The organism is Cupriavidus yeoncheonensis, from assembly GCF_905397275.1.
Taxonomy (GTDB): domain Bacteria; phylum Pseudomonadota; class Gammaproteobacteria; order Burkholderiales; family Burkholderiaceae; genus Cupriavidus; species Cupriavidus yeoncheonensis.
Map to the genome: position 1 here is coordinate 276931 of NZ_CAJPUY010000008.1, position 11561 is coordinate 288491.

General features: G+C 65.2%; 12 protein-coding genes and 1 rRNA gene. 7 read left to right on the plus strand and 6 right to left on the minus strand.

Going from position 1 to position 11561, the window contains the following annotated elements:
• Window positions 1-15: 15 nt before the first annotated feature.
• From KHO22_RS13480 to metC, 4 genes are all read left to right on the plus strand, one after another.
• On the plus strand, window positions 16-675 hold the full coding sequence (locus tag KHO22_RS13480) for an amino acid ABC transporter permease (protein WP_211947631.1): 660 nt from the start codon (window positions 16-18) through the stop codon (window positions 673-675).
• A gap of 54 nt (window positions 676-729) precedes the next feature.
• A complete protein-coding gene (locus KHO22_RS13485; RefSeq protein WP_211947632.1) occupies window positions 730-1455 on the plus strand; it encodes an amino acid ABC transporter ATP-binding protein in 726 nt (241 codons plus the stop codon).
• Between the two features lie 91 nt (window positions 1456-1546).
• The gene (locus tag KHO22_RS13490) at window positions 1547-2572 is read left to right on the plus strand and encodes a D-cysteine desulfhydrase (protein ID WP_211947665.1); all 1026 of its coding nucleotides are present in this window, start codon (window positions 1547-1549) and stop codon (window positions 2570-2572) included.
• A gap of 75 nt (window positions 2573-2647) precedes the next feature.
• A complete protein-coding gene (gene metC, locus KHO22_RS13495; protein WP_211947633.1) occupies window positions 2648-3892 on the plus strand; it encodes a cystathionine beta-lyase in 1245 nt (414 codons plus the stop codon).
• 52 nt (window positions 3893-3944) lie between these two features.
• Here the strand turns inward: metC and KHO22_RS13500 are convergent, their stop codons facing one another.
• Window positions 3945-4376: a hypothetical protein gene (locus KHO22_RS13500; RefSeq protein ID WP_211947634.1), complete on the minus strand. Its 432-nt coding sequence runs from the start codon at window positions 4374-4376 to the stop codon at window positions 3945-3947.
• 127 nt (window positions 4377-4503) lie between these two features.
• Window positions 4504-5646 carry a citrate/2-methylcitrate synthase gene (locus KHO22_RS13505; protein WP_211947635.1) on the minus strand — a complete coding sequence of 381 codons (1143 nt, stop codon included), beginning with the start codon at window positions 5644-5646 and terminating at the stop codon, window positions 4504-4506.
• A 108-nt stretch (window positions 5647-5754) separates the two neighbouring features.
• Here KHO22_RS13505 and KHO22_RS13510 point away from each other — a divergent pair, with 108 nt between their 5' ends.
• The 3 genes from KHO22_RS13510 to KHO22_RS13520 all read left to right on the plus strand — a co-directional run bounded on the left by KHO22_RS13510 (window position 5755) and on the right by KHO22_RS13520 (window position 8596).
• Window positions 5755-6708, plus strand: coding sequence for a 2-hydroxyacid dehydrogenase (locus tag KHO22_RS13510; protein WP_211947636.1), 954 nt, complete (start codon window positions 5755-5757; stop codon window positions 6706-6708).
• Window positions 6709-6756: 48 nt separating this feature from the next.
• On the plus strand, window positions 6757-7515 hold the full coding sequence (locus tag KHO22_RS13515) for an SDR family oxidoreductase (protein WP_211947637.1): 759 nt from the start codon (window positions 6757-6759) through the stop codon (window positions 7513-7515).
• Window positions 7516-7645: 130 nt separating this feature from the next.
• The gene (locus KHO22_RS13520; protein WP_420839600.1) at window positions 7646-8596 is read left to right on the plus strand and encodes a Bug family tripartite tricarboxylate transporter substrate binding protein; all 951 of its coding nucleotides are present in this window, start codon (window positions 7646-7648) and stop codon (window positions 8594-8596) included.
• A gap of 80 nt (window positions 8597-8676) precedes the next feature.
• Here KHO22_RS13520 and KHO22_RS13525 read toward each other — a convergent pair whose 3' ends face one another.
• The 4 genes from KHO22_RS13525 to rrf form a co-directional block, all read right to left on the minus strand.
• Window positions 8677-9351 (minus strand): anaerobic ribonucleoside-triphosphate reductase activating protein, encoded by a 675-nt coding sequence (locus KHO22_RS13525; RefSeq protein ID WP_211947639.1) that lies wholly within the window; start codon window positions 9349-9351, stop codon window positions 8677-8679.
• A gap of 4 nt (window positions 9352-9355) precedes the next feature.
• Window positions 9356-9535, minus strand: coding sequence for an anaerobic ribonucleoside-triphosphate reductase (nrdD, locus tag KHO22_RS13530; RefSeq protein WP_211947640.1), 180 nt, complete (start codon window positions 9533-9535; stop codon window positions 9356-9358).
• Window positions 9536-9564: 29 nt separating this feature from the next.
• Window positions 9565-11286, minus strand: coding sequence for a ribonucleoside triphosphate reductase (locus KHO22_RS13535; protein ID WP_211947641.1), 1722 nt, complete (start codon window positions 11284-11286; stop codon window positions 9565-9567).
• A gap of 191 nt (window positions 11287-11477) precedes the next feature.
• Window positions 11478-11561, minus strand: a 5S ribosomal RNA gene (rrf, locus tag KHO22_RS32935); the annotation flags it as partial.

Sequence of the window (11561 nt, forward strand, 5' to 3'; positions counted from 1 at the left end):
GCAATGGATCGCATCATGAGCCCTTTTGATCTGATAATTCATGCCTCGCCGGTGCTCCTGCAAGGCGCCGCGATCACCGTGAAGTTTGCCCTGGCCTCGATGATCTTCGGCCTGCTGGTCGGGATCGTCGTCGCCATCATGGGCATCAGTGCCAGCCCTGTCCTCAGTGGCATGGCGCGCGCCTATGTCAGCGTCATGCGCGGTACGCCGCTGCTGGTGCAGATGTTCGTCGTCTACTATGGCCTGCCGGACCTTGGCATCTCCCTCGACCCGACCAGCGCGGGCATCCTGACCCTCACGGCCAATGCCGGCGCTTACCTCTCGGAGAGCATGCGCGGCGCGATCCTGGGCATCAGCCGCGGGCAATGGAGCGCGGCGCACAGCCTCGGGCTGAGCCATCTGCAGACGCTGCGTTACATCGTCTGCCCCCAGGCCTTGCGGCTGGCCGTGCCGAGCCTCGGCAATACGCTCATCAGCCTGATCAAGGACACCTCGCTGGTGTCGGTCATCACCGTGACCGAGCTGCTGAGATCGTCGCAGGAGATCATTGCCTCCACCTTCCAGCCGCTTCCCTTGTACCTGTCGGTGGCGGCCATCTACTGGCTGCTCAGCACGGGATTGTCGTGGGTGCAGCGGCGCGTCGAGGCGCGGCTGACGCTGCGCGTGACACGCTGATCCGGCGATCCGGCAAAGCGCTGCAAGAACCAAATGCAAGCAGGAGACAAAACAATGATTGCCCTCGAAGGCGTATCGAAATGGTACGGTCAGTTCAAGGTGCTGGATGCATGCAGCACGCGTGTGGAGAAAGGCGAGGTCGTGGTCATCTGCGGCCCGTCGGGGTCCGGGAAGTCGACGCTGATCAAGACGGTGAACGGGCTTGAATCGTTCCAGCAGGGCCGGATCAGTGTGGACGGCGTCAGCGTCGGAGATCCGAAGATCAACCTTGCCCGGTTGTGCTCGCGGGTCGGCATGGTGTTCCAGCATTTCGAGCTGTTCCCGCACCTGAGCATTCTCGACAACCTTTCGCTGGCGCAGGTCAAGGTGCTGAAGCGCGGCAAGGACGAGGCCCGTGAGAAGGGCTTGAGGCTGCTGGAGCGCGTCGGGCTGAAGACGCATGCCGCCAAGTTCCCCGCGCAGCTTTCCGGCGGACAGCAACAGCGCGTTGCCATCGCGCGCGCCTTGTCGATGGATCCTGTCGCCATGCTGTTCGATGAACCCACGTCGGCCCTCGACCCGGAAATGATCAACGAGGTGCTCGACGTCATGACCGGACTGGCCCGCGAAGGCATGACGATGATCTGCGTCACCCACGAGATGGGGTTCGCGAAGAAGGTCGCCAACCGCGTGATCTTCATGGATGGCGGCGCCATCGTTGAAGACGCTGGCAAGGAAGCCTTTTTCGGCGACCCGAAGTCGGCCCGTGCAAAGGAATTCCTGGCGAAAATCCTGCACTGATGCAGGCGCGCTGGCTGGCATGAAGACAGAAGTCGGGGGTAACTCCCCGACGGCACCTGCCTTGCCTGTTACCTCCTCAGAGTCCAAACCCATGAAAATCTCGGATCGCATTGCTGATCGCATTGCTTCATTCCCCCGCCTCGATCTGGTTGGCGCGGTCACACCCCTGCAGAAGCTCGATCGCTTGTCCCGCATGCTCGGCCGCGATGTCTATATCAAGCGCGATGACACCACGCCGCTCGCCTTTGGCGGAAACAAGCTGCGCAAGCTCGAATTCCTGGCGGCCGATGCCTTGCGCCGCGGTGCCGATACGCTGGTGACAGCCGGCGCGATTCAGTCGAATCATGTCCGGCAGACCGCCGCCGTCGCAGCCCGTCTCGGACTGCGTTGCCACGCGTTGCTGGAAAACCCCACCGGCACCGCCGACGTCGACTACCTGCACAGCGGCAACCGCCTGCTGCTCGACCTGTTCGACGCGCACGGTGAACCGGTTGCTACGCTCGACAACGCCGATGCGCAGCTGCAATCGCTGGCCGAACGACTGCATGGCGACGGATACAAGCCCTACATCGTTCCGATCGGCGGGTCCAATCCGCTTGGCGCATTGGGTTATGTGCATGCCGGCCTGGAACTTGCGCAGCAAGCCGAGGCGATGGGCATTTCATTCTCGGCCGTGGTGCTGGCGTCAGGCAGTGCCGGAACCCACGGCGGGCTCGCGTTGGCACTCGCCCATGCCATGCCCGATACGCAGGTCATCGGTGTCACCGTTTCGCGAACCGTCGAAGCGCAGGCGCCCAAGGTGACAGGGCTGATCGACGGAACGGCGGATCTGCTCGACGTCGAAGTGCCGGCTGATCTGCGGGTCGAACTGTGGGACGAATACTTCCTGCCGCGCTATGGCGAACCTGACCAGGCTGCGCTCGATGCCATCCGCTTGCTCGCCCGCACGGAAGGGGTGCTGCTCGACCCCGTCTATACGGGGAAAGCGATGGCTGGTTTGCTCGACGGCGCGAAGCGCAAACGCTTCGATGGCGACGGCCCTCTGCTGTTCCTGCATACCGGCGGCGCACCGGCGCTGTTCGCCTATCGCGACTCGCTCCAGGCGGCCTCCCGTTAGCCATCTGCCGGCTTGTCAGATATCCCGGCGGCACACGCAAACGCGGATGCCGCATCGTATTGCCAAGGAGATCCCATGAAGGAAAGCACCCAACTCGTTTGTGCCGGCCGCCATCCGGAGCGTTTCGGCGGCGTCGTGAATACCCCGATCTTCCGGGCATCGACCATCCTCGCGGGGTCGATGGCCGAATGGGAAGAGATGAAGCGCGCGCGCGCCGCGGAAGAGCCGGGAGCCACGACCTACGGCCGCTATGGCACGCCCACCACGCATGCGTTCGAAGAAGCCATTGCCGCCCTCGAAGGCGGGTATCGATCGCTGGTGTTTCCTTCGGGCCTTGCCGCGATCAGTACGGCGCTGACTGCCCTGCTGTCGGCAGGCGACCACGTCCTCGTGAGCGACAGCGCCTATTCGCCGACACGCGCCTTCCTGGAGCGCGTCATGGCGCGCTTCGGCGTCGAAGTCGAGACCTATGATCCGGTTGACGGCAAGCCGATCGAGTCGATGTTCCGGCCCAATACTCGCGTCGTCTATGTGGAATCGCCGGGTTCCGAGACCCTCGACATCCAGGACATTCCCGCCATCTGCGCAGCGGCGCACAAGCACGGTGCCTATGTCGTCATGGATAACACCTGGGGGACGCCGCTCTACTTCAAGCCGTTCGCGCATGGCGTCGACGTCTCGATCCAGGCCGCCACGAAATACATCGTGGGACATTCCGACGCCATGCTCGGCGTGGTGACCTGCAATCGGGACACCTGGCCTCTGGTCAGGCAGACGACGCATGACGTGGGGCAGACCGCGGGCCCCGATGATATCTACCTGGCCCTGCGCGGCCTGCGTACCCTGGCCGTCAGGTTGCAGCGCCACTGGCAATCCGGCCTGCATGTCGCCCAATGGCTGGAGCGGCAGCCGCAGGTCGAGGCCGTCCTGCATCCCGCATTGCCATCCCACCCGGGACACGCACTATGGAAGCGCGACTTTACCGGCGCCTGCGGCCTCTTCTCGGTGGTGCTGCGTACGAACGCGAAGGCGTCGCTCGCGGCCTTCATCGACGCGCTCGAGCATTTCGGCCTGGGTGTTTCCTGGGGTGGCTATGAAAGCCTCGCGATCCCGTTCACGCCGGGCAAGGGATGCACCGGCTCACGCTGGCCGTACCACGGACAGGCAGTGCGTCTGCATGTGGGGCTGGAGGACCCGCAGGACCTGATCGACGATCTGCAGCGGGGTCTGCAGGCGCTCTCGATGCATGAGTCCCTGACGGAGAAAACGGACAAAGCGGAAAATGAAGACGCGGGCGCCGAGCAAGTCTGCGCGACCTGAGCCACCGCACGTGCATGACAAGGTGGCAGGTCGCAGGCCCGGCCGGGCCTGATCACCCGCGCATGCGCAGCAGGTCAGTGTAGGAAACCAGCTTGCGTTTCTCCCTGGCAAGCGTCTTTCGTTTTGACGCCGGGCGGGCGGGCTGGCCGCGCTCGAACTTGGCGGCAGCGCGTTCGTCCTCCCGCGCGAAGGTCCGCTCGGTCTTCGCATTGGCCTTCAGGCGATCGGCTTCCAGCCGCGCGGCAACGCGCTCCTCACGCGCGATATCGCGCGCGGCCGACATGATTTCGGCCTTCAGCAGCTGGCGCCTCTGCCTGGCAGCGGCACGGGCAGCCTGCAATTGCTCCTTCCTTTGCCGCAGCCACTCTTTCCGGCTGACCGGCGCAGGCCTGGCCTCCTGCGGCACGCTCAGGCGCAATGCCCTGCTGTTTTCGACTTTCTCGGCCCGCTGCGTGCGCCGCGGGTCCTGTTTTGCATCACTCACGCTGCGTCATTCTCCAAACAGCAAATAAGTGCCGCCCATGTATCACCATGATTGCCATGAGCTTGTCTCGCCAACCTTACCATAGGGCTCTGTCGCGCGCCCGGGTGACGGCGGCCGGACTCCGGCCTTATTCCCGCCCAGGCGCCACCCCGACGTAGCGCCCCCGCGGACGGATGACCTGCCCGACGGTCAACTGCTCCAGGCTGTGCGCAAGCAGCCCCACACTGCGCGCCGTCGCAAACATGCCGAATGCGGCATCCTCCGGCAGTCCGTAGTGCGTCACCAGGGCCGCCAGCGCCACGTCGATGTTCGGCTGCAGGCCGGTCAGGCGCGTCGCCTTTTCGATAAAGCGCGCGATCACCGGCGGTGGTTCGAACAAATTCAGGAGCGCCTTCGCACGGGGGTCGCCTTCGGGATAAAGGTGATGGCCGAAGCCGGCAAGCGGCAGGCCGGTCGACAGGTGATGGGCGATGACCTCGTCCTCGCCTTGCCGCTCCAGTTCGCTGAACAGCGCCTTCACTCGTCCCGACGCATCGCCGTGCAAGGGGCCGGACAGCGTGGTCAGGCCGGACAGAAGGCAGGCCGGCAGCGAGGCGCCGGTGGACGCGGCGATGCGCGCGGCAAACGCGGAACTCGTCAGCTCGTGGTCGGCCAGCAGGACCATGGCGGTCCGCAGCAGTTCGGCCACCGGCGCCGGCTGTCCCCAACCCTGCGCGAGCCGGATATGCAGCGGCGGCTGCCCCGGCTGCGCGCCGAATGCGTTGGCAAGCTGCCCCACCAGGCTCTGGCACTCGCCATGCAGCACGCGCGTCATGCGGCCGTGCGTGGAATGGCCCGTGGCAGCCAGTTCAGCCAGGGTCTTGAACGCCACCACGCGTCCGGGCCGTGCGACCCGCGCCGACGATGAAAAATCCGCCAGCCGGTCCGCGTCCCACAGCAGATGCGCGGCCTCCTCCAGCGTGGCCGATCCGGCCAGCGCCACCGCATCCTGGCCGCGGTAATACAGCCGTTCCCGCACGAAGGTGGAGATGGCCGTCGGAATGCTGGGCTCCGAGCCGAACAGCGTGTTGGTTGCCAAGGTCTCGTGCTTGCGGCCGGCCTGCTTGCGCCTGGCCAGTGTCGCCACGTCTTCGGCGCGGTACAGGCTGCGGCGCGTATCGGCCGGATCGGACATGACCTCGATCTTGCCGCGGCTGACATAGGCATACACGGTCTGCGGCCGCACCCCCAGGCGCGTGCACGCCTCGTCCATCGATATCCAGGCGCCCATCGATCACTCGCTCGAACTGATTTATATTGATTTTATATATCAATATTGCGTACTCAATCAACTATTGCCTACGATGTCCCTACTCTTCCAAGCCTCAAGACACCGCACATGAAGCCGCAGATCCTGCAACTGAACCCGATCCTGATCCCCGCCACCAATGAAAAGCTTGCCGCCCGCTACGAGGTCCACAAGTACTTCGAGATTCAAGACCAGGCCGCATGGCTGCGCGAGCATGGCTCGTCCATCGAGGCCGTCATCACCGGCGGCCACACCGGGGTTTCACGCGCGATGCTGGAGCAGTTGCCGGCGCTGAAGGTAGTGGCCGTCAACGGCGTGGGCACCGACGCGGTGGACCTGGCCTATTGCCGCGAGCGCGGCCTGCCCGTCACCGCCACGCTCGGCGCGCTGACCGAGGATGTGGCCGACCTGGCCATCGGCCTGCTGATCGCGGCCTGCCGCAACCTCTGCGCGGGCGACCGCTTTGTCCGCGACGGCCAGTGGGAACTTCACCCGTCCCCGTCCGCCATTCCGCTGGCGCGCCGGTTCAGCGGCATGCGCGTCGGTATCGTCGGCATGGGCCGCGTGGGCCGCGCCGTTGCCACGCGTGCGGCCGCGTTCGGTTGTCCGATCCGCTATACGGACCTGCGCGCCATGGACGACGTGCCTCATGCATTCGTGGCCGACCTGCTGGAACTGGCGCGCGAGAGCGACGCGCTGGTGCTGTGCGCGGCAGCCGACAAGGCCGAGGGCCTCATCGATGCAGCGGTGCTGGATGCGCTCGGCCCGCATGGCTACCTGGTCAACGTGGCACGCGGCCGGCTGGTCAACGAGACCGACCTCGCGCGGGCCATCGAAGCGGGCCGCATCGCTGGTGCCGGGCTCGACGTCTTCGTCGATGAACCGCGCGTGCCGTTGGCGCTGCGCCAGTCGGACCGCACCACGCTGCAGGCCCACCGCGCCAGCGCCACATGGGAAACGCGCGGCGCCATGGCGCAGATGGTGCTGGACAGCGTGGCGCAGGCGCTGGCTGGCGAGCGCCCTGCCATGAGCCTGACAACCTGAGCCGACGTGCCCTGCACCACCGGCAGACAATATCCATTGGAGACCAACTTGACCGCATCCCGAAAGATCGCCCTGGTAACCGGTGCCGGCAGCGGCGTAGGCCGCCGCACCGCGCTCGCGCTGCTTGAAGACGGCTGGACCGTCGTGCTGGCCGGCCGGCGTGCCGATCCGCTGCAGGCACTGGCAGCCGAAGCCGCCGCACGCGGGCAGGCCGCGATGGCCGTGCCCGCCGACGTGACCGATCCCGCCAGCGTGCAGGCACTGTTCGATACGATCGAGCGCGAGTTCGGCCGGCTGGACCTGCTGTTCAACAACGCCGGCGTCAACGCGCCCGCCGTGCCGATGGACGAACTGCCGCTGGATAAGTGGTTCGCCGTCATCAACACCAATGTCACCGGCGTGTTCCTGTGCGCCCGTGCGGCGTTCGCGCTGATGCGCCGCCAGTCGCCGCAGGGCGGTCGCATCATCAACAACGGCTCGATCTCCGCGCACACGCCGCGCCCGTTCACCGCGCCCTACACGGCCAGCAAGCATGCTGTCACGGGACTGACCAAGGCGCTGGCGCTCGATGGCCGCGCCTTCAACATCGCCGCTGGCCAGGTGGACATCGGCAATGCGCTGACCGAGCTGTCCGAGCGCATGACGCGCGGCGTGCTGCAGGCCAACGGCACGGTCGCGCCGGAACCGATGATGGACGCGAGCCACGTTGCCAATGCCGTGCGCCACATGGCATCGCTGCCGCTGGACACCAACGTCCTGAACATGACCGTCATGGCCAGCGCCATGCCGTTCGTCGGCCGCGGCTGACCTCGACGACCACGTTCCCACGGCCTCGCATCCGTGGGACGCCACCAGAGTTGACTGAAGTTGACCAGCATCCAGACGGAGACACCCCATGCGATTCACCCCCGGCAGACTCGCCACCCTGATCGGCCCGATGGCCGGTTGCGCCGCCATGATGATGGCGCCCGCCGTGGCCTGTGCCCAAGGCAACTATCCAGCGCGTCCGGTCACCATCATCGTCCCGGCACCGGCCGGCGGCGGCATTGACCTGATCGCCCGCGTCGTCGGCGAGAAGCTGTCGGTCAAGCTCGGCCAGCCGTTCATCGTCGAGAACCGCCCCGGCGCATCCAACAACCTGGGCACCGCGTTGCTGGCCAACGCCAAGCCCGATGGCTATACGATCGGCATCGTCGGCGGCAGCCACAACATCAACAAGTTCCTGTTCAAGAACCTGGGCTGGGACCCCGAGAAAAGCTTCGAGCCGATCGTCTACACGCACGAGATCCCGCTGGTGTTCGCGGCCTACCCCAAGCTGCCGGCGAAGACGGTGCCCGAACTGGTGAGCTGGATGAAGGCCAATCCGGCCGAAGCAAAGGTGGCCACGTCCGGTCGCGGCAGCGCGCAGGAGATGGCCGCCGAGATGTTCCGCATGGTCAGCGGTGCGCCGGTGCTGCTGGTGCCGTACAAGGGCTCGTCCGCAGCGCATCCTGACCTCATTGCTGGCCGCACCGCCCTCTACATCGACACTATCAGCGCCATCCAGGAGCAGGTGAAATCGGGCAATGTGCGGGCCCTCGCCGTGTCCACGCGCAAGCGTTCCAAGGCGCTGCCTAATGTCCCCACCGCCGAAGAGCAAGGGCTCAAGGGCTATGACGCCAGCACCAACGGCGGCTTCCTCGCGCCGGCGGGCACGCCCAGGGCGATCGTCGCCAAGCTCAACACCGAGATCAACGCCGCGCTGAAACTGCCGGAGGTCCGCACCAAGCTGGAAGCGGCCGGTATCGAAGTACAAGGCGGCACGCCGCAGGAGTACGCGGCGTTGATCAGATCGGACCTCGCGAAGTGGGGAAAGGTGGTCAAGGAGGCGGGAATTCAGCCGGAGTAGTGGCCAGCCGGAACAGTGGCGTTCGGTCCCGGAGTGGCGACGCGATTGGCCGTTCGACGCTAGGACAGTCAGCGTGTCGCTCAGGCCGAAGAAAGGCGCATCGAGACCCGGGGATATGCGGCTTCCAGGCGACGGGCGATATCGGCCGCGGGCACGCACGGCCTGCCTGCCGTGCCGCGCGGCTGCAACGCCCAATGACGGACGCCGCGCGCCGCCAGCGTACCGACGAGACTGGCCAGTTCGGCTTCGCAGAACAGCGCCGGGTCCCACGTCGTGCGGCATTCGTAGTCCACGCCGCTCGCCACGACAAGATCCAGCGACGCCATCACGCGGGAGCCGCTGCCGGGCGTGCCGGTGATCGCATCGTAGCGATGTGCCGGTCCTTTGATGTCCAGGCCAATCCAGTCCACCAGCGGCAGCACTGACGCCAGCCGCTCAGGGTACATGCCCGCGGTGTGCAGGGCCACCTGGAATCCCATTGCACGGACTTCACACACCGCGTCCGGCAGCGATGCCTGCAGCGTGGGTTCTCCGCCGGAGAACACCACGCCGTCCAGCAGTCCACGCCGGCTCGCCAGGAAATCGAGCACCCGACTCCATGGCAGAGGGTCCGGCCCGCGCGGCGGAATCAGGTGGGTGTTGTGACAGTAGCCGCAGCGCCACGGGCACCCCTGACAGAACACCACCGCGGCAAGCCGGCCGGGAAAGTCGATGCTGGTCAGTGGCGTCAGACCGCCGATGCGCAGGCTACCCATGGCATCAGGCCGGGCAGCGCTGCTCGGCAAAGAAGCGGCGCTCGGCGTGCTCGCCCCTCTTGCCGGTGTTGAAGCTGGCCACGGGACGGTGATAACCCATCACGCGCGTCCAGACTTCACAGCGCTGGCGTTCATGTTCCTCGAGTTCGACGGTGGCTTCCAGGCGTTCGGGTTGGCTGATCATGGTGGTTCTCCTTGCTGGGGTTGGAAAGTTTATGCGGCTCGCTGCAGGCGTTTGCGCGCGAGAATGTCCTCGTCGCACTTCGGGCAATAGACGTGCTCGCCGGCCAGGTAGCCGTGCGTCGGGCAGATCGAGAAAGTGGGCGTGATCGTGATGTAGGGCAGCCGGAAATTCTCGAGCGCCCGGCGTACCAGGCGCTTGCACGCCTCGCCGCTGGACAGGCGCTCGCCCATGTAGAGATGCAGCACGGTGCCGCCGGTGTACCTGCCCTGCAGCGCTTCCTGCTGGGCCAGTGCTTCGAATGGATCATCGGTGAAGCCGACCGGCAGCTGCGAGGAATTGGTGTAGTAGGGCTGCCCGGTCGTGCCGGCCTGGAGAATGTCGGGCCAGCGTTTGCGGTCCTCCCGCGCGAAGCGGTAGGTGGTGCCCTCGGCCGGCGTGGCCTCCAGGTTGTACATATGGCCCGTGGCTTCCTGGTACGCGACGATGCGCGCGCGCACATGGTCGAGGACGCGCAGCGCGAAGGCGCGCCCCCATTCCGTGGTGATGTCGTGGGTATCGCCGGTGAAGTTGCGGATCATCTCGTTGAGGCCGTTCACACCGAGGGTCGAGAAGTGATTGCGCAGCGTGCCGAGATAACGCCTGGTGTACGGGAACAAGCCCTGGTCCATCAGTTTCTGGATCACCTCGCGCTTGGCTTCGAGCGAATCACGGCCGATATCGAGCAAGGTATCGAGCCGCCGCAACAGGCCGGCTTCGTCGCCGGCGTTCAGGTAGCCCAAGCGAGCGCAGTTGATGGTGACCACCCCCAGCGAACCGGTCTGTTCGGCACTACCGAACAGGCCGTTGCCGCGCTTGAGCAGTTCGCGCAGATCGAGCTGGAGCCTGCAGCACATGGACCGCACCATATTGGGCTTGAGCTCGGAGTTCACGAAATTCTGGAAATACGGCAAGCCGTACTTCGCCGTCATGTCGAAAAGCCGCGCGGCATTCTCGCTCTCCCACGGGAAGTCCGGCGTGATGTTGTAGGTGGGAATCGGGAAGGTGAAGACGCGGCCCCGGGCATCGCCTTCCGTCATGACCTCGATATAGGCGCGATTGATCACGTCCATCTCGGCCTGCAGGTCGCCGTAGCGGAATGGCATTTCCTCGCCGCCGATCACCGGCACCTGTTCTTTCAGGTCTTCGGGGCAAGTCCAGTCGAACGTCAGGTTGGTGAAGGGAGTCTGCGTACCCCAGCGCGACGGCACGTTAAGGTTGTAGATCAGTTCCTGCATGTGTTGCCTGACCTCCGCGTAGGACATGCTGTCCTTGCGCACGAAGGGGGCCATGTAGGTATCGAACGACGAGAACGCCTGGGCCCCGGCCCATTCGTTCTGCATGGTGCCGAGGAAGTTCACGATCTGGCCGACCGCGCTCGACATATGCCGGGGCGGCGCGGCTTCCACCTTGCCGGGCACGCCGTTCAACCCTTCATGCAGGAGCGTGCGCAGCGACCAGCCGGCGCAGTAGCCGGACAGCATGTCCAGGTCGTGGATGTGAAGGTCGCCCTCGCGATGAGCTGCCCCGGCCTCCGGCGCGTAGACATGGGACAGCCAGTAGTTCGCGGTGACCTTGCCCGCCACGTTGAGGATCAGCCCGCCGAGCGAGTATCCCTGGTTTGCATTGGCGTTGACGCGCCAGTCCTCGCGATTCAAGTACTCGTTGACGGACGATTCGACGTCAACGAGCGTCCTGTGAAGATTTGATCCCATCGCAGCCCCAAAAACACTAGATATGGGACAGCATTATTTATCAGGCACTATATATAGTGCTTGCTCAAGATCAAACGGGCGGGCTTCTTACGGTCGGGCGGTAACAGGCTGGTCTTCGCGCATGGAAATCCACCGCCACAAAGCAAAAACCCCTCGCAGCACACGCTGTCGAGGGGTTTTGCATTGTAAGAGCCTGGCGATGACCTACTTTCACACGGGTAATCCGCACTATCATCGGCGCGGAGTCGTTTCACGGACCTGTTCGGGATGGGAAG